The 21,970-nt window shown below is 66.2% G+C and carries 22 protein-coding genes and 1 pseudogene; 16 read left to right on the top strand and 7 right to left on the bottom strand.

Going from position 1 to position 21,970, the window contains the following annotated elements; all coding sequences use genetic code 11:
- Nucleotides 1-505: 505 nt before the first annotated feature.
- Both AB3X89_RS13085 and AB3X89_RS13080 read left to right on the top strand, forming a co-directional pair.
- Nucleotides 506-1,261 carry a hypothetical protein gene (locus AB3X89_RS13085; RefSeq protein ID WP_368583649.1) on the top strand — a complete coding sequence of 252 codons (756 nt, stop codon included), beginning with the start codon at nucleotides 506-508 and terminating at the stop codon, nucleotides 1,259-1,261.
- Nucleotides 1,218-2,414 carry a diguanylate cyclase gene (locus tag AB3X89_RS13080; protein ID WP_368583648.1) on the top strand — a complete coding sequence of 399 codons (1,197 nt, stop codon included), beginning with the start codon at nucleotides 1,218-1,220 and terminating at the stop codon, nucleotides 2,412-2,414. The genes AB3X89_RS13085 and AB3X89_RS13080 overlap by 44 nt, the downstream gene beginning before the upstream one ends.
- Before the next feature lie 12 nt (nucleotides 2,415-2,426).
- Here AB3X89_RS13080 and AB3X89_RS13075 read toward each other — a convergent pair whose 3' ends face one another.
- From AB3X89_RS13075 to AB3X89_RS13065, 3 genes are all read right to left on the bottom strand, one after another.
- Nucleotides 2,427-3,077, bottom strand: coding sequence for a glutathione S-transferase family protein (locus AB3X89_RS13075; RefSeq protein ID WP_368583647.1), 651 nt, complete (start codon nucleotides 3,075-3,077; stop codon nucleotides 2,427-2,429).
- Nucleotides 3,078-3,186: 109 nt separating this feature from the next.
- Nucleotides 3,187-4,662, bottom strand: coding sequence for a sodium:solute symporter (locus tag AB3X89_RS13070; protein ID WP_368583646.1), 1,476 nt, complete (start codon nucleotides 4,660-4,662; stop codon nucleotides 3,187-3,189).
- The gene (locus tag AB3X89_RS13065; protein WP_013091742.1) at nucleotides 4,659-4,874 is read right to left on the bottom strand and encodes a DUF3311 domain-containing protein; all 216 of its coding nucleotides are present in this window, start codon (nucleotides 4,872-4,874) and stop codon (nucleotides 4,659-4,661) included. The genes AB3X89_RS13070 and AB3X89_RS13065 overlap by 4 nt, the downstream gene beginning before the upstream one ends.
- Before the next feature lie 351 nt (nucleotides 4,875-5,225).
- Here AB3X89_RS13065 and AB3X89_RS13060 point away from each other — a divergent pair, with 351 nt between their 5' ends.
- Entirely contained in the window at nucleotides 5,226-5,900 is a 675-nt protein-coding gene (locus AB3X89_RS13060) for a MarC family protein (protein WP_368583645.1), read from the top strand.
- 108 nt (nucleotides 5,901-6,008) lie between these two features.
- On the opposite strand, the gene AB3X89_RS13055 is transcribed toward AB3X89_RS13060, so the two are convergent.
- On the bottom strand, nucleotides 6,009-6,308 hold the full coding sequence (locus AB3X89_RS13055; RefSeq protein WP_368583644.1) for a hypothetical protein: 300 nt from the start codon (nucleotides 6,306-6,308) through the stop codon (nucleotides 6,009-6,011).
- Between the two features lie 172 nt (nucleotides 6,309-6,480).
- Here AB3X89_RS13055 and AB3X89_RS13050 point away from each other — a divergent pair, with 172 nt between their 5' ends.
- Nucleotides 6,481-6,726 (top strand): DUF6723 family protein, encoded by a 246-nt coding sequence (locus tag AB3X89_RS13050; protein ID WP_368583643.1) that lies wholly within the window; start codon nucleotides 6,481-6,483, stop codon nucleotides 6,724-6,726.
- Nucleotides 6,727-6,774: 48 nt separating this feature from the next.
- On the opposite strand, the gene AB3X89_RS13045 is transcribed toward AB3X89_RS13050, so the two are convergent.
- Nucleotides 6,775-7,011: a hypothetical protein gene (locus AB3X89_RS13045; RefSeq protein ID WP_368583642.1), complete on the bottom strand. Its 237-nt coding sequence runs from the start codon at nucleotides 7,009-7,011 to the stop codon at nucleotides 6,775-6,777.
- Between the two features lie 195 nt (nucleotides 7,012-7,206).
- Here AB3X89_RS13045 and AB3X89_RS13040 point away from each other — a divergent pair, with 195 nt between their 5' ends.
- The 5 genes from AB3X89_RS13040 to AB3X89_RS13020 all read left to right on the top strand — a co-directional run bounded on the left by AB3X89_RS13040 (nucleotide 7,207) and on the right by AB3X89_RS13020 (nucleotide 11,233).
- Nucleotides 7,207-7,539 carry a hypothetical protein gene (locus AB3X89_RS13040; RefSeq protein ID WP_368583641.1) on the top strand — a complete coding sequence of 111 codons (333 nt, stop codon included), beginning with the start codon at nucleotides 7,207-7,209 and terminating at the stop codon, nucleotides 7,537-7,539.
- A gap of 61 nt (nucleotides 7,540-7,600) precedes the next feature.
- Nucleotides 7,601-7,777 (top strand): hypothetical protein, encoded by a 177-nt coding sequence (locus AB3X89_RS13035; RefSeq protein WP_176123809.1) that lies wholly within the window; start codon nucleotides 7,601-7,603, stop codon nucleotides 7,775-7,777.
- Nucleotides 7,778-7,829: 52 nt separating this feature from the next.
- Nucleotides 7,830-8,375 (top strand): cupin, encoded by a 546-nt coding sequence (locus AB3X89_RS13030; protein ID WP_368583640.1) that lies wholly within the window; start codon nucleotides 7,830-7,832, stop codon nucleotides 8,373-8,375.
- A 266-nt stretch (nucleotides 8,376-8,641) separates the two neighbouring features.
- Complete coding sequence (gene tkt / locus AB3X89_RS13025; protein ID WP_368583639.1) at nucleotides 8,642-10,723, top strand: transketolase; 2,082 nt, start codon at nucleotides 8,642-8,644, stop codon at nucleotides 10,721-10,723.
- Between the two features lie 36 nt (nucleotides 10,724-10,759).
- Nucleotides 10,760-11,233: a bacterioferritin gene (locus tag AB3X89_RS13020; RefSeq protein ID WP_368583638.1), complete on the top strand. Its 474-nt coding sequence runs from the start codon at nucleotides 10,760-10,762 to the stop codon at nucleotides 11,231-11,233.
- Nucleotides 11,234-11,279: 46 nt separating this feature from the next.
- Here AB3X89_RS13020 and AB3X89_RS13015 read toward each other — a convergent pair whose 3' ends face one another.
- Complete coding sequence (locus tag AB3X89_RS13015; RefSeq protein ID WP_368583637.1) at nucleotides 11,280-12,350, bottom strand: hypothetical protein; 1,071 nt, start codon at nucleotides 12,348-12,350, stop codon at nucleotides 11,280-11,282.
- A 372-nt stretch (nucleotides 12,351-12,722) separates the two neighbouring features.
- Between AB3X89_RS13015 and AB3X89_RS13010 the strand changes: the two genes are divergently transcribed.
- The gene (locus AB3X89_RS13010; protein ID WP_368583636.1) at nucleotides 12,723-13,685 is read left to right on the top strand and encodes a universal stress protein; all 963 of its coding nucleotides are present in this window, start codon (nucleotides 12,723-12,725) and stop codon (nucleotides 13,683-13,685) included.
- A gap of 25 nt (nucleotides 13,686-13,710) precedes the next feature.
- On the opposite strand, the gene AB3X89_RS13005 is transcribed toward AB3X89_RS13010, so the two are convergent.
- A complete protein-coding gene (locus tag AB3X89_RS13005) occupies nucleotides 13,711-14,673 on the bottom strand; it encodes a LysR family transcriptional regulator (RefSeq protein ID WP_368583635.1) in 963 nt (320 codons plus the stop codon).
- Nucleotides 14,674-14,761: 88 nt separating this feature from the next.
- Here AB3X89_RS13005 and AB3X89_RS13000 point away from each other — a divergent pair, with 88 nt between their 5' ends.
- The 6 genes and pseudogenes from AB3X89_RS13000 (at nucleotide 14,762) to AB3X89_RS12975 (ending at nucleotide 21,918) form a co-directional block, all read left to right on the top strand.
- Nucleotides 14,762-16,477: a dihydroxy-acid dehydratase gene (locus AB3X89_RS13000; protein ID WP_368583634.1), complete on the top strand. Its 1,716-nt coding sequence runs from the start codon at nucleotides 14,762-14,764 to the stop codon at nucleotides 16,475-16,477.
- A gap of 1 nt (nucleotide 16,478) precedes the next feature.
- A complete protein-coding gene (locus tag AB3X89_RS12995; RefSeq protein ID WP_368583633.1) occupies nucleotides 16,479-17,861 on the top strand; it encodes an MFS transporter in 1,383 nt (460 codons plus the stop codon).
- Nucleotides 17,851-18,768: a TauD/TfdA dioxygenase family protein gene (locus AB3X89_RS12990; RefSeq protein WP_368583632.1), complete on the top strand. Its 918-nt coding sequence runs from the start codon at nucleotides 17,851-17,853 to the stop codon at nucleotides 18,766-18,768. The genes AB3X89_RS12995 and AB3X89_RS12990 overlap by 11 nt, the downstream gene beginning before the upstream one ends.
- Nucleotides 18,769-20,054 (top strand): annotated as a pseudogene (locus AB3X89_RS12985) (aconitase X).
- Nucleotides 20,051-20,572, top strand: coding sequence for a DUF126 domain-containing protein (locus AB3X89_RS12980; RefSeq protein WP_368583631.1), 522 nt, complete (start codon nucleotides 20,051-20,053; stop codon nucleotides 20,570-20,572). The pseudogene AB3X89_RS12985 and the gene AB3X89_RS12980 overlap by 4 nt, the downstream one beginning before the upstream one ends.
- A gap of 20 nt (nucleotides 20,573-20,592) precedes the next feature.
- On the top strand, nucleotides 20,593-21,918 hold the full coding sequence (locus AB3X89_RS12975) for an FAD-dependent oxidoreductase (RefSeq protein ID WP_368583630.1): 1,326 nt from the start codon (nucleotides 20,593-20,595) through the stop codon (nucleotides 21,916-21,918).
- The last annotated feature ends 52 nt before the right edge of the window (nucleotides 21,919-21,970 follow it).

Genomic DNA, 21,970 nt, shown 5'->3' with positions numbered 1-21,970 from the left:
GACATGCGGCAGGTGACCTTACCACCGGGCGCGAACGGCTTCGGGAATTCGCACGGTAGCAGGTTCGCGCGATGCTGCTTAAGGGCGCGCGGCGCTCAGTCTCACGAGGGTTTCAAGCGGCGCTATCGGGGTCGCGCATGAGTGCGCCTTCAGGCCCGCTTGTTGCATGCGAAACGGCGACCGCGATGGCGCGTTTCGCGGAACCCGCGTCGCATCGGGCGTCGCGGTGACGGCGGGCGGGCGGCTGGCTATCGAGCGATTAGCGGAGTTGGAGTTTTTACCAGCTTTGCGCACTTTTTTGCCAACTTACGCGGTGTCTGACGGCGTCGTTTGAAGCACCTGGAAGCGAGGCGGAAACGCAACGCTGCTGTGTTGTCGGCCGTTCGCGACAGGGTTACATTCATTGAGCATTGCGTGCGGCGGCAGCCCGCGAGCGCGGCTTACGCGGCGGCTCGCCAGTGCGCCAGCTTGTCAGCAGGAAGTGGCATACCCGGAGCGTATTGCGATGGCTACCGATCCCGACGATACCGACTTGCGTCATTCCACCACGGACAGCCGTTCCTCTTTCGAACCCGACGGCACGGACGAATCGGGCGTACCGCCGCCGCGCTTCGGCCGCCTCGCGCTGTGCCTCGCGGCAGCCGGCGCGCTGACCTTCGGCGTGATGGGCACCGTCGCCTACGGTGTCTGGTTCAACCAGGATCAGCAGACCTACGCGGATGCCATCGCGGGCGCACGCCAGGCGCTCGGTTCGTCGGCGCCCGCGGTGCCGACGGTGGCCGTCGCGCACGCGCCGCAGGAGGCCGCCACGCCCGCCACCGCGCAATCAGCCGCGCAGCCCACCGCGTCGGATGTCGCGCTCGCAACGGCCGGCGCGAACGGCGGCTTCGAGGACACCAACCCGGCCGTGTGGTCCGGTCAGATCCACCCGAGTACGCCTGACCCGAACCTCACCGCCGCGCTGGCCGATACGCCGGTCGATGCCTCGGCGGATCTGTCGGCCGGTCTGTCGGACGACCCGCCCACCGCCCCGATTGTTCCGACGCCACCGCCGCGCTCCGTGCGGCACGTCGCGAATTCGACCGCGAAGCCCGCGGGCGGTCAACATGCGAAAGAAACGCGCGTCGCGCAGCAGGAGCGGCGCGCGTCGTCGCAGCACAACGGCGGTCTGTTTGCGCGGATCGGACAGTTCTTTCGACGCGTGAGCTATCGTCAACATGACAACGGCCGACAGCAACGAGATCCCTACTCCCACCCCTGAGCACGCGCTCGCCGGGTCAGCGGGGCAAGCGGGGCTGCGCGGCGCCGCGCGCGCGCGCGCGCCGGTATGGCGCTTCCGGCCGGGGCCCGCGAGCGTCGCCGTGGCCGCGCTGTTGTGTCTGCTGTTCGGCCTGCTGTATGTGGCGACGCAGATGCGCACGGTGTTTTCCGATCAGCTGAAGCAGGAGTACGCGGGCCTCGTGCTCGAAGCCGTCGAGCGCGTCGACAGCGCGCGCGAACAGTTGGCCGCGTGGAAGCGCATGGCCGACACTCCGGCGAGCCACGACGCGTCGTTCGTGCCGGCCTATGACGCGGCGCGCGCGGAACTCGCGCGGCGTTTCGCGTCGCTCGCGGCGCTCGTCAACGCGAGTCCGTCGCCGGCGCCCCCCATTCCGTCGATGTCACCGACCCAGGCGACGCCCGAAGCCGTCGCGGCGGTGCTCGGCAGCGTCTCGGCCTACTGGCGCGCGCAACGCGATGCGTCGAGCGCCGACGTGCGGCTGCGCGTCGCGCACGTCGCGCGCACGTTGATCGCGCTCGCCGCGCTGCTGTTCTGCATGCTGATCACCGCGCTCGGCATGTACGCGAAGCGCAACCGCCAGCTCGCGGGGCAGTCGCACGAGTTCGAACTGGCGTCGCTGCACGATTCGCTGACCGGCCTGTCGAACCGCCGCAAGCTGCTGGGCGCGCTCGACGCCGCCGCCAGGAATGCGCGGACCGCGGCCGTCGAGCCGCGCCTCGCCGTGCTGTATATCGACCTCGACGGCTTCAAGCAGGTCAACGATTCGTTCGGGCATCGCACCGGCGACGAGTTCCTCGCCGCGGTGTCCGAGCGGTTTCGCGCGTCGGTGCGCAAAGGCGATCTGGTCGCGCGCATCGGCGGCGACGAGTTCGCGGTGCTGGTGCGCACCTTCGCCGGCGATGACGAGCTCGCCGAGATCGCGCGCCGGCTGATGGCCTGCGTGGTCGAGACCGACGAGCAGATGGGAATCGGCCGCGTGCGCGCGAGCGTGGGCATCGCGAGCTATCCCGACGACGTCGACGATCACCGCCGTCTGATCGCCGCCGCCGATGCCGCGATGTATCAGGTCAAGCGCGACGGCAAGAACGGCTTCGCATTCGCGGCGCAGACGGGCAGGGAAGCGACGATGTGAAGCTGCCGGGCGTTACTGAGCCTCGTTGCGCCACTCGGTCAGCTTCTCGCGCTCATTGAGCTCGATGAACGCCGGCCGTGCGCGCAGCCTGCGGATATAGCCCGCGAGATGCGGCCAGCCCACCGTCGCCGGGTGGGGCATGTTGCGGGTCCAGCGCATCAGTACGAGCGCGAGCAGATCGGCGGTGCTGAGCATATCGCCCGCGAGGTACGCGTGGCCGCTCGCGAAATGCGCGTCGAGCCGCTCGCACGCTGCTTCGATGCGGCGTTGCGCGAGCGCGCGCACCGCGTCGGCGCCGGCCGGGTCGCCGTCGCTGCCGGCGTAGAACCAGTCGCGCATCGCGGGCAGCAGCGTGTTCGCGAGGTAGATCATCCACTCGAACCATTCGCCGCGCGCGGCCGAACCGGGTGCGGGCGCGAACCCGGCGTCGGCGTGGCGCTCGGCGAGCAGCATCAGCAGCGCGGCCGATTCATGCCGGGGCACGCCATCGACGACCAGCGTCGGCACGCGTCCGGCCGGATTCAAACGCAGATAGTCGGGATCATGCTGCTGGCCCGCGTCGATATCGACGAGGCGCGCTTCGAACGGCACGCCCATTTCGAGCAGCATCCAGTGCACGGGCATGCTGGCCGCGCCAGGCGAGTAGTAGAGAACGTAGGACATGTCGGGGCTCCGTGGATCGAGGGATGAGCGGTCAAACCGTGAACCGGAAGAATAAGGGGCTGTCGCCGAAGCGAACAGCCCCTTCAGATGCATCAGCCGTAGCTGTCTTTCAATGCACCGACGCGTGCTTCTCCTGCTCGGCCGCGCTCGGCTGCGTCACCGCGCTGACGATCACGAACACGATCACGTTCACCGCGAGCGCGAGAAAGCCGATGTTGACGTCCTTCAGCGCCTCGGGCAGGAACGGCATCAGTTGACCGACGCTCCAGTGCAGCGTCGTGGTCAGCGTGACCACCGCGACACCCGCGATGATCCCGCAGAACGCGCCTTGCTTCGTCGCGCGGTTGTGCGGGAACAGGCTGCAGATCACGGCCGGGAACAGTTGCGTGACGAAGCTGTAACCCATCAGCAGCAGCGCGACGATGGTTTCGCCGCCGTTCAGCGTGAAGAAGACCGCGACCAGCGCCACGATAGGCACGAGGACGCGCGCGATCATCGCGACCGATGCATCCGACGCTTTGCGGTTCACCATGCCGCGATAGACGTCGTTGGCGAGCAGCGTCGAGGCCGAGGTCAGAATCATCGATCCCGGCACCAGCGCGGTCAGGATACCGGCCGCGCCGATCACGCCGACGAACCACGGATCGAACGTCTGAAGCGACAGGCGGAACAGCGACAGGTCGATGTCGGCGCCCTTCAGGCCCGGCACGCGCAGCGTCGCCGCGAAGCCGACGAAGAACACGAACAGCAGGATCAGCTGATAGAGCGGCAGGATCGCGGCGTTGCGGCGGAAGATCCGCTCGTCCTTCGCCGTGAAGATCGAACCGAACGTATGCGGCCACATGAAGAAGCCGAGCGCGGTCAGGAGCACCGTCGACTGGAACCACACGACGCTCGAACCGTGCGCCGGGAAGGTCAGGAAGCCGGGACGGGCGGCGTCGATGGTGCGGAACATCGCGCCGAAGCCGCCGTAGTAATGCAGCGGCAGATAGATGCCGAGGAACAGCACGATCGCGAGAATCAGCAGGTCCTTGACCACCGAGTTCCATGCGGAGCCGCGCACGCCCGACACGATCACGTAAGAGGTCACGACGATCGCGCCGATCCAGATCGCCGCCGTCGACGAGATCACGCCATACGACGCGGTCGCGACGATGATGCCGAGGCCCTTCAATTGCAGCACCAGATATGGAATCAGCGCGGCAACGCCGACCAGCGCGACCAGCGTGCCGAGCGCCGGGCTTTCGTATTTGCGCGAGAAGAAGTGCGGCTGCGACACGAGGCGGTGCGCTTTCGCGTAGCGCCAGATCGGCGGCAGCATCCAGTACGACAGGATGTACGCGAGCGTGCCGTACGCGAGGATGTAGTAGACCGGTGCGCCCTTGCCGTACGCAAAGCCGCTGCCGCCGAGGAACGTGAAGGTCGTATAGATTTCGCCGGCCATCAGCAGGAACACGAACGCGGTGCCGAAGCTGCGGCCGCCCACGCTCCATTGCTCGAGGCTCATGTCGTGGCCGCGCCTCGCGCGCACGCCGAGGAACAGCGCGAACAGCGTAACGGCAGCGATGATGACGAGTGCGCTCATGGGCGAACCTCCTCGCCATTGGCGGCGACGCGCCGGTTGGACGGATCGAGGTTGTAGACGATCGCCATGATGATCGCGCTCAACACCACCCACATGACGATCCAGGCCAGCACGAACGGCATGCCGAGCACGATGGGCTCGACCCGATTGACAAACGTAACGCCGACCAGAATGCCGATGAACGGCAACGCGGCAAGTACACGAAGAAGCATGCGGGCAACTCCTCGAACCAGTAGTTATGTGTCGTTGAAATTCCGGCTTCGCTGATGACTGTATGCCGGATGCTTCGCTCCCGTAAAGTCGGTCAAAATAAATGTGAGGTTTCGACCGTTGCAATTGCATCTTTCCCGCGCGGAATGCTGCGGTGCAAAGCGGGACGCGACGTGACGCGCCAGGTATCGCGCGGCTTTTTTACTGGGGCGACTGGCGCGCCGCGATAGGATCTGCGAGCATTGCAGCATTTTCCGGACCGCGCGAGGCGGGCTGGATTCATGACCGGCGCCGCGCGCGGGCGCGAACCCGCGCGAACACATGCAGGCACACGTAGACACACGGACAAGCACATGGTCGAAAGTCTGATCTCGGACATTATGTTCGGTTTCATTGGCATGATCAGCATCATCAATCCGTTCGGAGGCGCGTTCGTTTTTTTGGATCGGACCGCATCGTTGACGCTCGACGAGCGCGACGCGCTTGCCCGCAAGGTCGCGATCAACGCCGCCTGCGTGCTGCTGGTGGCGTTCTTCATCGGCACGCCGATCCTGCATTTCTTCGGTATTTCGATGGAGGCGTTGCGCATCGGCGGGGGGCTCGCGCTCGCCGTGGGCGGCTGGCAGATGCTCAATGCACCGGACACGCCGGCCGAGCAGACGGACGTCAAGCGCGTCGATGCCGAGACCGCGAAGGCCCGTGCGTTCTTTCCGCTCACCGTGCCGCTGACCACCGGGCCCGGCTCGATCGCGACCGCGATCGCGCTGTCCGCGAATCGCACGCACAAGCTGTCGGCGTTCGTGATCTCGGGCATCGCGTCGGTCGCGATCACGTTCGCGGTGGCCGTCTGCGTCTATCTGATCTATAGCCGCGCGACCGTGTTGGCGCGCTATCTCGGCGTCGAGGGCACCAAGGTCGCATTGCGGGTGTCGGCGTTCCTGCTGCTATGCATCGGCGTGCAGATCATCCTGACCGGCGTGTCCGAATTCCTGACTCCGATCGCGACGATGCGGGCGGCCACCCCGTAACGCCGCGTCGCGCGAAGATTCTTCGCATCGTCACGCGCCACCATTCGGTGGTCCCGCTCTGTGTCGCGCGCCGATAGACAGTGAGGTTGTCGTCCAGGTCGGGCGCGCTCATGGCAAGCTTCGATCTCCGTGCAGACGCCGGCGCCATGCGTGCAACGGCGGCGGTGCCGCGGGCGGGTCGCCTTCCGGTGGTTCGTGGGGGTCGCCGAGCGGGTCGTCCGGGACCGGATCGGGGTCGATGTTCGGCGGCGGCGTCTTAGGCGGGATCTCGGGGTCGACCTCGGGCGGCGTCGGCACATGCAGATGCAGATGCGGCGACTGCATCGAAATCCGCGTCAGGGGTCGTGCGTCCAGGTCGAATGTCCCGATTGCACGGGGCGCTTGCCGGCTCGTGTCAGGTAAATCCATCAGGGTCTCCACAAAGTCTTCGTTCAGACGCGCAATGCTCGTGCCGCATGGCGACGGGTGCCGTTGTGTGGAACACCACTTGCTGAAACTTCGCACACGCCGCATCGCGATGACCGCGCGCGCCCGGCTCGCATCGGACATCCCCCCGCAAAACACAGGCAGAGGAACGCACATGGCGCGACACAAGGCCGACGTTGCTGACGACGAGTTCGAGATTTTCGCCAGCTATCACGGAACAGGCGACGGCCGATACATAGGTGGACTGAGGGTCGTGAGGAAAGCGGACAGGCGGATTCTGTTTCCGTTCGACGGCGCACCGCAGATCGGCCCCTATGCGACCGCCGACGAAGCTCGCCGCGCCGCGATTGCGTATGGCCGCGAGATCGTCGCGGCCGATCGCGCCGCACCCGAAGGCTGAGCGCGCGCAGCCGGTGTGGTGCTTGTCCCGCAACACGCGCAGACGCGATCAAGGCATCCCGCCGAGCGACGGCGAAATCGTGCTGCCACGCGCGGGATCGTCCGGATGTTCGTCGGGCACGGTGGGGCGCGTCGACAGCGGCGGATGATCGCGATAGCAGGTGTCGACCGGACCTTCGACGAGGCAGTTCTGGAACGCATCGGCGTCGCTCTTTTGCGCGAACGTGTACAGCGTGCGCTCGACTTGCACCTCGGTGTCGGATACGCGAATAGTCGTGATGCTCATGGGGTTCTCCTTTGGGTTCTACTTTTTACAAAGCGAACGTGCGGCGCTACTGCCATCGAAATCGCAATGGCCGTGCCTGTCGCGCTACGCTCGGACTTCGGCGGCAAGGCTCGAATGTTGCTGCATTAACCAGGTGCCCGTTCGAGATGCCGCGTCACGACGCGAATCGACGGCAGAACCCACGAGGAGGGCGTGATGCCAGATCCCCAATCGACCAACACCGACACCCAGCAGCCGGGCGCGACACCAGGCGGCGAGCAGTCCGCGCGGCCAGATCAGCGCGCCGCGCCCGCGGTGTCCGACGAAGTCAAGGCCCGCAACAAACCGAGCGGCACCCACTACGTCGAGCCGAGTCCGCTCGGCATCGAACCGGTCGTGCAGACCGGCGTGGATAAAGCGACCAATCCGCCACGCTCGAGCGAGAGCCCGCGGCACGGCGCCGAAGTGCCGCTCGGCACCGGCGAGCACGCCGAACCGCCGGGCGGCGGCGGGCGCGAATCGCATCGCAAGCAGCCGGGCGAGCAATGACGCGGTGCGTTGCGAGCCAGCCCGAGCATCCAATCCGTCAACCTTCAACCGGAGAAAGCGCATGCAACCGGACAATTCAACCGAATCGATGAACCCCGGCGACGAAGCGCCGCCCAACACACCAGGCGCGGGCGAAGACATTTGCCGCGCCTGCCACGGCACCGGCAAGGTCGACGGTGCTCGCTGCACCGTGTGCGGCGGCACGGGCAAGGTGCTGCAGGGGATCGGCGGCGGCTAGCCGACGCTGGACCGCCGGTTCGCGGCAACCGCATCACAAGCCAGGAGCAAACATGTTCAACGAGTCAAAGCACGGCTTCGACGCCGCGCAGACCGAATACGAAGCTTTCATGCTGGAACCGCACGACTGGGTGCCGAACAACAGCAAGCTGCCGGTCGTGCTGTACCGGCGCGCGCTGTCGCCCGGCAGCGGCAATCTGCCCGCCGCGTTCGAAATCCTGTTCGAGCGCAATGCATGGCCCGCGCAGTGGCGCAACAGCATCTTCGACTTCCATCACTTTCACGCGACCGCGCACGAGGTGCTCGGCGTGACCGACGCGAGCGCCGAAGTGATCGTCGGCGGACCGGGCGGACGGGTGGTGAGGCTGCATGCGGGCGACGTGCTGCTGCTGCCGGCTGGCACCGGTCATTGTCTGCAATCGTTCGAGCCGCATTTTCAGGTGGTGGCGGGCTATCCGTTGGGGCAGCAGTGGGACATCCGCCGCGAAGCGCTGACGCCGCAGGAATTCACCGACATGCTGGCGCTGCCGTTTCCGCCGCTCGATCCGATCGACGGCAAGCATGGTCCGGTGGTCGAGCTTTGGCTGCAGGCGGCGTGAACTTCGTCGTTCGCGAAGCAGCCGGTCTGTTGCGGGGTGGCGTGCAGAGTTGCGCGGTTAGGCGCATCATCTGTGGGCTTCGCCGCGATTTTCCCGCGCGCTTTCGGCAGTAACTTCGGCACGTGTGCGGTTCCACGTGCGGCTTCGCGTCCCTGGGGACACGCCCGGACGCGCGCGTTTTCCATGTCGACACGATGCGCCGATCCGTCCGCGCGCTCAGCGGTGTGCGTCGGCCGTCTCCCGAATTGCCGAACAAGGAGCGTCCCATGCAAAACGATCCCTCCCTCGACCAGTTGTGCATCAACACGATCCGCACGCTGTCGATGGACGCCGTGCAGAAGGCCAATTCCGGCCACCCCGGCACGCCGATGGCGCTCGCGCCGATCGCCTATCACCTGTGGCAACACCATCTGCGCTACGACCCTGACGAGCCGCTGTGGCCGAATCGCGACCGCTTCGTGCTGTCGGTCGGGCATGCATCGATGCTCCTGTATTCGCTGCTGCATCTGGCCAACGTGAAAGCCGTCGACGAACACGGCAAGCCGACCGGCGCGCCGGCCGTGTCGCTCGACGACATCCAGCATTTCCGCCAGATCGACAGCAATACGCCCGGCCACCCCGAGTACCGGATGACGACCGGCGTCGAGACCACCACGGGACCGCTTGGCCAGGGGCTCGGCAATAGCGTCGGCATGGCGATGGCCGCGCGCTGGTACGAGAACCACTTCAACCGCGCGGACGCGCCGCTGTTCGATTACCGCGTGTACGCGCTGTGCGGCGACGGCGACATGATGGAAGGCATCTCGCACGAGGCGGCCTCGCTGGCGGGGCATCTGAAGCTGTCGAACCTGATCTGGATTTACGACAGCAACCGCGTGACGATCGAAGGCCATACCGACCTCGCGTACAGCGACGACGTAGCGAGCCGCTTTCACGGCTATAACTGGCACACACTGAACGTCGGGGATGCGAACGACACCGCCGCGTTCGAAAAGGCGCTGATCGAGGCGAAGAGCGTGACCGACCGGCCGACTTTGATCGTGGTTCACAGCATCATCGGCTGGGGCGCGCCGCACAAGCAGGACACCGCGTCCGCGCACGGCGAAGCGCTCGGCGTCGACGAAGTCGCGCTGGCCAAGAAGTTCTACGGCTGGCCCGAGGACAAGTTCTTCTACGTGCCCGAGGGCGTGCACGAACGCTTCGCGCAAGGCATCGGCGCGCGCGGCAAGGCGGCGCGCGAACAATGGCAGGCGAAGTTCGACAGCTACAAGAAGCAGTACGCGGATCTCGCGCGCGAATTCGCGCAGATGCAGGCGCACGAATTGCCGCAGGGCTGGGACAGCGACATCCCGAGCTTCGACGCGGACCCGAAGGGCATCGCGACGCGCGAATCGTCGGGCAAGGTGCTCAATGCGATTGCCGCGCGCGTGCCGTGGATGATCGGCGGCGCGGCGGACCTGTCGCCGTCGACGAAAACCAACCTGAAATTCGAAGGCGCCGGCAGCTTCCAGGCGGATAGCTATGGCGGCCGCAATCTGCACTTCGGCATTCGCGAACATGTGATGGGCGCGGTGCTCAACGGGCTTGCGCTTTCAAATCTGCGCGCTTACGGCTCGACGTTCCTGATCTTCAGCGACTACATGAAGCCGCCGATCCGCCTGTCCGCGATCATGGAAGTGCCGGCCATCTATGTGTTCACGCACGATTCGATCGGCGTCGGCGAAGACGGTCCGACGCATCAGCCGATCGAGCAGCTCGCATCGTTGCGCGGCGTGCCCGGCCTCACGGTGCTGCGTCCCGGCGATGCGAACGAAGCGGCCGAAGCATGGCGGGTCGCGCTGACGCAGCCGCATCGGCCGGCGTGCATCGTCGTGTCGCGCCAGCCGCTGCCGACGCTCGACCGCAGCCGCTATGCGTCAGCGAGCGGCGTCAAGCGCGGCGCGTACGTGCTTGCCGATGCGCCCGATGGCAAGAAGCCCGAGGTGATCCTGATGGCGACCGGCAGCGAGCTGTCGATCTGCGCCGACGTGTACGAGAAGCTGAAGAGCGAGGGCATCGCGGCGCGCGTCGTGTCGATGCCGTCGTGGGACATCTTCGAGCGCCAGGACGGCGCGTATCAGGAGTCGGTGCTGCCGGCGGACGTCGAGGCGCGCGTCGCGGTCGAGCAGGCTGCGTCGCTCGGTTGGGATCGGTATACGGGGCGGCTCGGCGCGCAGGTCGTCATGCATACGTTCGGCGCGTCGGCGCCGATTGCGGATCTGAAGAAGAAGTTCGGTTTCACGCCTGATGCGGTGTATCAGGCGGCGAAGCAGCAGATCGAGCGGGTGAAGAAGGGGAAGGGTGCTTGAGCGTGCGGCGACGGTTTGAGTGAAAGGAGAGTTCAAATGGCCGAGATCAATAAGGAGGACGTGGTTGCGGTGCTGAACCGGATTCTCGAATCCGAGTTGGCCGGCGTCGTCCGATATACGCACTATTCGTTCCTTGTTTTCGGATTCGGACGTATCCCGATCAGGGAGTGGTTGCGCGCTCAGGCGGATGAATCGTTGCTGCACGCGCAGCAGGCGGGCGAATGGATCACCACGCTGGGCGCCTATCCGTCGCTGGCGATCGGTCCTCTGCTCGACTCGCATACCTTCGATATCGCTTCGATCCTTCGCGAGTCGTTGCAAGCCGAGAATGTCGCGTTGCAGTTGTATCGCGACCTGCTGGCGCTGGTGGAAGACCGCTCGGTGGCACTCGAGGAGTTCGCCCGTCAGATGATCCACGTAGAAGAGATGCACGCGGGCGAGGTCGACAAGATGCTGCGCCGCCCGGGGGAAATGATGACGTCGGAGGAACGGCAAGCGCCCCGGGCTTGATCGTGGACGGCCCTGTGCGATGAGCGGGGCATCGCAGAGGGGCCGCTCAGGCGTCGCGTTTCGCGTAGATCTCGTAGTCGACGCCATTCGTCACCACTACGCCGGGCTCCGGGTAAGCGGTGCCGAACAGGTAACTCAGCGCCGAGCCGACCGACTTCGCGCCGGCGAGCCGTTCGTAGATGAACATGCCGTAGTTCGGGTCCAGCAGGATGAAGAAGTCACCCGGATGCCAGTAGAGGGCGACGGCGTGTCCAGAGTCTTCGTTGCCATTCTGCATGCCGAACCCGAGCGTCATTGCACGGCCGATTGAGAAGTCCGTCGGCGCGGGGTTCGTCACATCCTCGATCGCCGCTAGCAGTGAACCATACTGCTTCATCGGGCTCTTCTGCAGCAGCGCGATGCCGCCGAACTTCCTTTTCTTCGGAAATTTCGCGTCGATGTTTTTCGTGAAGGCGGCGAAGCTACTCTTGTGAGTGTCCGAGAGTGACGGCGCTGTTGCCTGCACCGGTGCCTCCAGTGCATTGTGTCTCTCCAGGACCCTCTCCGAAAGCTGATCGAGCTGAAGCACTGTGAGCACCGCCGGCGGTGTTTTCAACTGCGGAAAAATCTTCTGCAGCTTGGCGCCGTAGCCGATCTGCACCTGGTGTGCCTCACCGAGGTACATGTGGTCGTTGTAATCGCTAATCAGTTGCTGGTACACGTCAGACATCAATTGATAGTCATTGACGTACTTGTCGTAGGCCTGATCGTAGGCAGCCTTGTTGCTCTGCTTCTGCACATTCGCGAGATCGATGTAGTGGTTGCTGATCTTGTCGAAGCTGGCCCAGGCGTACCCCTGCCGCTTCGCCTGCCCCTGCCGCCGCGTATGGTAGTCGTAGCTTGCCTTGGTGTTTTTCTCCGGGTTGGGGCCGAAGCGCGGCCGCCCGCCCTGCAACACGCGCCGGATCCAGTCCACGCAAACGCCATGACAGTAGCCATTGTCGGGCGAGTAGCCCGCGACTGGCAACGCACCGGTTTTCGCGTTCGCCTTGCGCTGCGGCTCGGACATATTGAAGTTCTCGAGCTGGCCGCGGCCGAGCTCCTTGAGCTGCGTGATGATTGTTTGCCGGTCGGGCATGGTCGGAGTTCCTGAAGAGATAACAGCAGACGAGCTGTGCTCGTGGGTGGTCGGAACGCACCTCAGAGCAGTACATTCAATCCCGAACGGCTAGCTTTAGAAGGGTAATTTGCCAGGACCGGAATGCAAGGTCGACGGCATTGGGGATTTCCGTGGGCTAAATGACGTGTGTTGTGTGGGATCTCGCGCAGACAGAAACGTCCTCGTGGCCAGGTCCAACCCTGTCGTATCTGCAGGAACTGGCCGCCCGGAATCGACGCCGCGCCTAACCGACCATCGGTCCGCAGCAGTTGATCCTGATCAACCAACCACGAGTCTTCGGCAGTAGGATGGTGATCGGAACGCTGCAAACCTGCGAGTACGGAGCCAACCATGAATTCTCTCCATTCACGCGACGCCATCTCGACGCTGCCGCGCAGAGTGTTGATCGCAGTCGATTCATCGGAAGCCTCTCGACAGGCGCTCGACTACGCGCGAAACCTCCTTCCCGCCGGATGCGACGTCCGCCTCGTGAGCGTGGCCGAGAATCCCCATACGCTTTTTCCGACGGGCCGGCGCGTCGGCCACATGCTGGATCTGGCTCGCGACGAATTGCTCCGCGATGCGGTCGAGGCGCTCGAACGAGCGACACGATCGCTAGCCGCGTGTGATGCACGTATCGACTCAGAAGTCATCGACCTCGCGAAACGCGGTAACGACGTCGTGGATGCCCTGATCGATGCGGCCGACACATGGAGAGCCGACCTGATGGTGGTGGGCGCGCGTCAACATCAAGGCTTGCAGCGTTGGGCCGAGGGTACGGTGTCCGAACGGCTGACGAGACGTCTGCGCTGCCCGATGCTGGTCGTTCCGCAGAGCTACAGCACGACGCATAGCGAGCTGCCCGAACGCATCCTGTTCGCGGTCGATGGAAGTTCTCAGTCGATGTCCGCGTTGCAGTACGGCATACGGTTCGCTACGTCCGGCACCGAATTGCGAGCGGTTTATGTGATCGATCGCGCGGTGCGACTCTCCGATTGGATCCCCATCGATTCGCTCGAGGACTCGTTCGTCGGCGAAGGCAACGAGGCAATAGCCGCTGCGGAGCCGATTCTGGCGCGCGTGTCGGCGCGGGTCTCGACGGCGCTCGTCAGGACGAACCGAACCGACGATGACGTTGCGCATGCGATCGTGCGAGAGGCGGGCGGCTGGGAGGCGCAACTGATCGTGATGGGTACGCATGGCAGGCGCGGCATCACACGCTGGATACTCGGCAGCGTCGCTGGGCGGGTCCTGCAAATCACGCAAACGCCAATTCTGCTGATCCACGCGAGCGACGCCACTGCCGCATCATGAGCGCGTAGCGCCGTAACAGCGTGCGCTACAGCGCCGCGTTCAAGCGCGTCCGTTTCGTATTCGGCAACGGCTCGTGCTGCATCGGCCCCTTGATCAGCTCGCTCATCGCATCGCGGATCCAGCGGTTGGCCGGCTCGTGATGAAAGCGCGGATGCCAGTGCAGATAAAAGTCGTACTTGGGCGCGGGGAAGGGTAGCGGCAGCAGCTTGACGTTCACGAACTCCGCGAAGCGCCGCCCGACCGCCTGAGGCACCGCTGCAATCATGTCCGAGCCGGCGACGACGAACGGCACGCCGATAAAACGCGGCACGCTGAAGCGCACGTTGATGCGAATCCCGAGGCGTTCGTGCGTGCGAGCGAGCACGTCCTGCTCGCGGCCTTCGGGATGCACCATCACGTGCGCGGCCGCGCGGTACTGATCGAGCGACAACGTGTCGCCGATTTCCGGATGATCTTCGCGCGCGATACACACGTACGAATGCCGGTACAGCGCTTTGCGCTTCAGCGACTCGCTGTTCAAACCCGGAAAGTAGCCGATCGCGAGATCGACGTCGCCGCTCGCCAGACCTTCTTCCAACTCCGGCATGCTGAGCGCGACCGTCTTGATGCTCACGTGCGGCGCGGTCTTGTCGAGAAAGTTCTGCAGGCGCGGCAGGAACACCATTTCGCCGATGTCCGACATACACAGCACGAAGCTGCGCGACGACTCGGCCGGACGGAATTCGGGCATCGGCAGGATTTCGGTCTGCACGAGATCCAGCAGCCGCGCAACCGGATCGCCGAGCGCCTGCGCGCGCGGCGTCGGCTCCATACCCCGACCCGTGCGCACGAACAGCGGGTCCTCGAACAGCTCACGCAGCTTCGATAGCGCATAGCTCATTGCCGGCTGGCTGAGCCCGATGCTCACGCCCGCCTGCGTCACATGCCGCTTTTTCAGCAGCGCATCGAACACTTTCAGCAGATTCAGGTCGACCTGACGAATATCCATGGTTTGGATGATGCCTATCGATGTCACATAATTGACGGATTTTATCGTGCTTCCTAACATCGTTTCCACAACAAAGGAGTGAGACGCCATGTCCGATGGACGCAAGCCGCAACGCCCGTTGCGCAGCAATTTCCCGCGCGGTTCCTATCTCGGCGCGGTGCGCGCCGCCCAATGGCGCAATCTCGGCATCAGCGAGGAAGACCTCGACAAGCCCAAGATCGCCATCGTCAATTCCTCATCCGAGCTCGCTACCTGTTTTAGCCACCTCGACGGCATCGCCGCGCAACTAAAGCAGGCGATCCGGGCGGCGGGCGCGCTGCCGTTCGAAATCCGCACCGCGGCGCCGAGCGACTTCATCACCGGCGCGGGCGCGCGCGGCGCGTACATGCTGGCCGCGCGCGACCTCGTCACGAACGACATCGAAGTGGCCGTCGAAGGCGCGCAGCTCGACGGCATGGTGTGCCTCGCTTCGTGCGACAAGACCGTGCCGGGCCAATTGATGGCCGCCGCGCGGCTGAACATCCCGAGCATCGTCGTCGCGTGCGGCTATCAGCCGAGCGGCGAATTCCGCGGCGAGCATGTCGACATCGAGGACGTGTTCGTCGGCGCGATGCATACGCTTACCGGCAAGCTGCCCGTCGAAGACCTGATCGGCATGAGCCAGAACGCGATTCGCGGGCCGGGCGTGTGCTCCGGTCTCGGCACCGCGAACTCGATGCATATGGTCAGCGAGGCGCTCGGCATGTCGTTGCCCGGCAGCACGCCGGTCGCCGCCAATAGCGACAGGATGTTCGCGTTCGTCCGCGAAGCCGGCGCGCGTATCGTCGAGATGGTGCGCGACGACCTGAAGCCGCGCGACATCCTCACCCGCGGCGCGTTCGCGAATGCGGTGAAGACGGTGCTCGCGGTCGGCGGCTCGATCAACACGGTCAAGCACTTGCAGGCGGTCGCGGCCGAAGGCCAGCTCGATGTCGACGTGTACGCGCTGTTCGAGGAATTCGCCGCGCAGATCCCGGTGCTTACCGGCGTGCGTCCGGTCGGCTCGCACACGATCGAGCAACTGGAGGCGGCGGGCGGCGGGCGCGGCGTGATGAAGCGGCTCGAAGCATGGCTCGACACCGGCGCGCTGACCGTGACCGGCCGCACGGTGAAGGACAACCTGGCCGATGTCCGGATCGCCGACGACGACGTGATCCGCCCGCCGGAGCGCGCGTTCGCGAACCATCCGGCCATCGTGCTGGTGCGCGGCAACCTGGCGCCGCAAGCCGGCATCGTGAAATTCGGCATCTCGCCGACCAAGCAGCGCCACTTCACGGGCGAGGCGATCTGTTTCTCCACCTCCGACGATGCGATCGCGGCGATCAAGGATGGCCGTGTGCAACCGGGCAAGGTCGTCGTGATGCGCGGCGCGGGCGTGTGCGGCGGCCCGGCGATGGGCGGCGGTGCGTCGCGCGTGGTGTTCGCGATCGACGGCGCGGGCCTGTCCGAGCAGGTCGCGATGCTGACCGACGGGCATCTGTCCGGCCTCGTCTGCAAGGGGCTGGTGGTCGCGGAAGTGTCGCCGGAGGCGGCGACCGGCGGCCCGCTCGCGTTCGTCGAGGACGGCGACACGATCGAGATCGACCTCGAGCGGCGCGTCTGCGATCTGAAGGTGGGCGAAGCCGAGCTGGCGCGGCGTCGCGCCGCGTGGCAGCGGCCCGCGCCGGTCAACGACACCGGCTGGCTGAAGATCTATCGCGCGACGGTCGGCACGATGCCGCAAGGCGCGGTTCTCGGCGCGGACCGCCCGGCGCGGGAGCGTTGAGATGGGCGACCAGACCGTAATCGACATCGGCACGGTGATCGAGCGGCAGCAGACGAACCGCTTCGGCGTGCTGCTGATCGTCGCGATGGGCGTGATGATGATGACCGAGGGCTACGACCTTGCTGCGATGGCCTTCGCGGCCCCGGCGCTGAGCCGCGCGTGGCATCTCGAGCACGGCGTGCTCGGCCCGGTGTTCGGCGCATTCGTGTTCGGCACGATGATCGGCGCGTTCGTGCTCGGCTATCTCGGCGACGTGATCGGCCGCAAGCGCATGATCGTGATCGGCAGCGTCGTGCTTGCGGGGTTCACGCTCGCGGCGTCGCGCGCCACCGCGCTCGACCAGCTGCTCGTGCTGCGTTTCCTCGCGGGCATCGGCATCGGCGGCGTGGTGCCGAACGCGATCGCGTACACGACGGAGTTCGCGCCGAAGCGCTGGCGCGCGACGTGGGTCACGCTGATGTACACCGGCTACACGATCGGCAGCAGCGTCGGCGGCCTCGTGTCCGCTTGGCTCGTGCCCAAGTTCGGCTGGCAGGTGGTGTTCGTGATCGGCGGCATCGCGCCGCTCGTGTCGAGCGCGATGTTGTGGTTCGCGGTGCCCGAGTCGATCCGCTTTCTGACGCTCAAGGGGCGTCACGCCGAAGTGGCGCGAATCGTCGCGCGGATCGCGCCGGGTTTCCACGTCGCGCCGGGGGCGCGCTTCGCGACCGGCGGCGCTTCGGGCGGTGACGCACATGGCGACGGCCGCGACGGCTCGCTGCGGCTGCTGTTCGCGGGACGGCTGCGCGCGCTGACGCCGGTGCTGTGGGCCGTGTACATCGCGAACTCGATGGCGCTGTTTTTCCTCAGCAGCTGGCTGCCGGTGCTGATCGAAAGCGTCGGCCTTGCACCGCGCGAGGCGGCGCTCGTATCGACGATGTTCCAGCTTGGCGGCACGCTCGGCGGCCTCGCGCTGATGCGCTTCGTCGACACACGCGGCGCCATCATCATCACTGCGCTGCCGCTCGTCGGCACGCCCCTCGTCGCGCTGCTCGGCACCGGGCTGCCGGGTCCAATGCTGGTCGCGGCGGTGTTCCTGACCGGCTTCACGGTGGTCGGCACCCAGTTCGGCCTGAACGCGGTCGCGGCGCTCGTTTATCCGACCGCGCTGCGCGCGAAAGGCACGGGCGCGGCGGTCGGCATCCAGAAGATCGGCGCGATCGCTGGGCCGGTGATCGGCGGGATGCTGATGTCCGCGCATCTGCCGGTCGAGCAACTGTTCTTCCTCGGCGCGGTGCCGGTCGCGTTCGTCGCGGTGCTCGCGTTCGCTCTCGGCCGTCTGCATCGTCGCCGCGACGATGCCGCGCCGGACAACTCTCAAACAGGAGCAGCCCATGTCGCTTGAAGTCGTGCCCATTGACGCCGCGCATCCGGATTTCGTTGGCCTCGCCAGCGGCATCGATCTGACGGCGCCGGTTTCCGAACGGCTCGCGTGCGCGATCGACGCCGCGATGAACCGCTACGCGGTGCTGGTGTTCCGCGCTCAGCCGCTCACGCAGGATCAGCAGCTCGCGTTCGCGCGCTCGCTCGGGCCGCTCGATCTCGGTTTCAAGCGCGTCGCGCGTCCGCATGCGCGGCTCGCGTACCAGGAGCTCGCGGATATTTCGAACGTCGACGAGTCCGGACAGATCGCGGACCGCGCGCACCGGCGCATCGTCGGCAATCTGGCGAACCAGTTGTGGCATAGCGACAGCTCGTTTCAGCAGCCGGCCGCGCGCTATTCGATGCTGCACGCGGTGGTCGTGCCGGAGTCGGGCGGCGAGACCGAATACGCGGACATGCGCGCCGCGTGGGATGCGCTCGAGCCGCGCGAGCAGCGCGAACTCGAAGGGCTCGAAGCGGAGCACTACGCGCTGCACTCGCGCTTCCTGCTCGGCGACACCGACTACAGCGAAGAGCAGCGCAACGCGCTGCCGCCGGTGCGCTGGCCGCTCGTGCGCGAGCACGCCGGTTCGGGACGCCGGCATCTGTTCATCGGCGCGCACGCGACGCATATCGCCGATCGCACGCTTGCCGAAGGACGGGTGCTGCTGATGGACCTGCTCGAACACGCGACCGCGCGCCGCTTCGTGTATTCGCATCGCTGGCAGCCCGGCGACCTCGTGATCTGGGACAACCGCTGCACGCTGCACCGGGGCCGCCGTCACGATCTGTCGGTGCGCCGCGAGCTGCGGCGCGCGACGACGGTGGACATCGACCGGCACGCGGCGCCGCAAGCGGAGCAACTCGAACCTGCCCACGGAGTGCGCTAAATGCAGCTGAACGACGACGAACGGGCGATGCTCGACGGACGCGACGGCGCGGCCGTGCAGCGCGCGATGGATCTGCTGGTGCGCTACGGCGAGGCGCTCGGCGCGCCGAGGCTGGTGGACACGAACAACGTGTGCGGCACGGTCGGCGCGACGATGCCGTTCCTGCGCGATTACGCGGCGAAGCACGGCGGCCTCGACGCGGTGTTTTCCGAATTCAACCTCGATAGCCCTGAGGTAGTCGAGGTGCCGAAGGCCAGGGTGTTCAGCAGCCATCTGCAGCAGGGGCTCGACCCGCAGCATGCGCAGCGTCAGGGCATCGACAGCGAGGTCGTGAAGCTGTACCGCCAGGGCGAGGCGTTCACGGGGCGGCTCGGCATCCAGCCGCTGAACACCTGTGCGCCGTACCTGACCGGCAACGTGCCGGTGCGCGGCGAGCATTGCGCGTGGATGGAATCGTCGGCCGTCATTTACATCAACGCGGTGCTCGGCGCGCGCACCAACGCGGAAGGGCGCGAGAGCACCGGCGCCGCGATGCTGACCGGCAAGATTCCGTACTGGGGTCTGCACCTCGACGAAAACCGCGGCGGCACACATCTGATCGAGCTCGACATCGACGTGAAAACGGTGCAGGACTGGGGCTGCTCGGCTACTACGTCGGCGAGCTCGTGCAGGACCGCATTCCGGTGATCGACGGGCTGCGCGACGTGCCGAACCTGCCGAAGCTCAAGCACTTCGGCGCGGCCGCGGCGTCCTCGGGCGGTGTCGAGATGTATCACATCGTCGGCCAGACACCGGAGGCGCGCACGCGCGACGAAGCGTTCCGCGGCCGCAAGCCGCTCGAGGTCATTCGCTACGGTGCGGCCGAGCGGCGCCTCGCGTACGAGCGCGTGAACACCACCGCGAAAGACGCGCAGGTCGACTTCGTGATGCTCGGTTGTCCGCACTATTCGATCGAGCAGATCTGGGAGGTCTGCCAGCTACTCGAAGGCCGCCGCATCGGCGCGAATACCGAACTGTGGATCTTCACCGCGCGCGCGACCCGTCAGCTCGCGGACCAGGCCGGCTATACGAAGCTGATCGAGGACGCGGGCGGCGTGCTGATGACCGACACCTGCTCGGCGATCGGCCGCGTGATGCCGAAGGGCACGCGCGTCGTCGCGCTCGACTCGGCGAAGCAGGCGCACTACCTGCCCGCGATCATGGGCGTGCAGGCCTGGTTCGGCACCACGGCCGATTGCATCGAGGCCGCGGTGAGCGGCCGCTGGACTGGAGGGCTGGCTGCATGAGCATGAACAACGAGAAGCCGGCCGCGCCTGAGCTGGCCATACCTGAGCCGGCCATACCTGAGCTGGCCATACCTGAGCCGGCCGCACCTGAGCCGGCCGCACCGATCGTGCTGCGCGGCCGCAAGGTGGTCGGCGGCTATGTCGAGGGCGAGGCGCTCGTCACGCGCGACCGCATCTCCGGCTGGGGCGGCATCGACCCGCGCACCGGCACGATCATCGAGACCCGTCACGAACTGCGCGGCCAGAGCTTCGCGAACAAGGTGCTGGTGTTTCCCGGCGCGAAGGGCTCGTCGGGCTGGTCGAGCCAGTTCCATATCGCGCGGATCGCCGGCACCGCGCCGGCCGCGATGCTGTTCAACGAGATGACCACGAAGATCGCGCTCGGCGCGGTGGTGAGCCATGCGCCGTCGCTGACCGACTTCGACATCGATCCGCTCGACGTGATCGAAACCGGCGACTGGGTGCGCGTCGATGCCGAGCGTGGCGTCGTCGAAGTGCTCAAACGCAACCGCGCCTGATCTCGCCGCGCGCAACCGCGATGGTTTTTCAAGGAGGAAATGTTTTGAAGACTGGTACTCGTATCGTCCGCCGCGGCGGCCAACCGACGGGCTGGAAACTCGACGCTGACGTGTGCATCGTCGGCGCGGGCATCGCAGGCACCTCGGCTGCGCTCGAAGCGGCCGCGCTTGGCCGCAAGGTCGTGCTGGTGGACAGCCTGCCCGCGCTCGGCGGCCAGGCGGTCAACTCGATCATCGGCACGTTCTGCGGGCTGTTCTCGAACGGGCCGCAGCGCTTCCAGGTGACGCACGGCATCGCGGACGGCATCCTGCGCGATCTCGGCGAGAAGGGCGCGCTGCACTACAAGGAAGGGCCGCTGACGACCGTCGTGCTGTACGACGAAGTCGCGCTCGCGCGCTGGATCGAGCAGAAGATCCTCGACGCCGGCATCACGGTCGTGCTCGGCGCGGTGTTGCGCGACGTCGTGCGCGAAGGGCGGCGGGTGCGCGAGCTCGAAGTCGCGACGCGCTACGGCGACGTGCGCATCGCGGCGAACGGCTTCGTCGATGCGAGCGGCGACGCGGCGCTCACGTGGCTGGCCGGCTTCGACTGCCAGGAGCCGGAAACGCCGATTCGCGGCACGCAGATGATCGTGCTCGAGAACCTCGACGAAACCGATCTGCCGACGCCGCCCGCGTTTCGCGAGCGCGTCGAGGAAAAGGCGCACGCGTACGGGCTGGAGCGCAAGGACGGGCTCGTGTTCTATTTCCGTGGCCGCAATATCGGCATCGCGAACATGACGCACATCGAGACGCCGCTCGAACCGATGGCGGCGTCGCACACGGCGCTCATCGGACGCGACCAGGCGGACCGCGCGTTCGAGTTCCTGCGCGGAGAGTATCCGCATATCTACCGCAACGCGCACATCCGCAGCTACGGTCTGCCGGGCATCCGGCAGACTCGCTGGATCGTCGGCGAGCAGCAGTTGAGTTCCGAAGACGTGATCGCCGCCCGGCAGTTTCCCGACGCGGTCGCGCGCACGTCGTGGCCGATCGAATTGCACGATCGCGCCGAAGGCTATGAATGGAAGCCGTTCGGCGACGACCATCTGCATACCGTGCCGTTCGGCAGCCTCGTCGTGAAGGACGCGGACAACCTGATCGCCGCCGGCCGCTGCATCGACGCGGATGCGACCGCGCTGTCGAGCGTGCGGGTGATGGGGCCGTGCATCGCGATGGGCGCGGCGGCCGCGCATGCGTTCGATCTCGCCGACGGCGGCAGTGTCCACGACATCGATCGCGGCAGGCTGCGCGAGCGGCTCGCGGACAACGTCGATCGCATCGATCCGCCGCATCTGAAGAACTGACGCACGACCCGCCGGCGGCGCGGCAATACCAAAGAGGTGCAGCGCGAGCTCC

The sequence above is a fragment of the Paraburkholderia sp. BR14320 genome, assembly GCF_040948665.1.
Lineage (GTDB): Bacteria > Pseudomonadota > Gammaproteobacteria > Burkholderiales > Burkholderiaceae > Paraburkholderia > Paraburkholderia youngii.
Note: the sequence above shows the minus strand (reverse complement) of the source record. Positions and strands in the feature narration are given on the sequence as shown.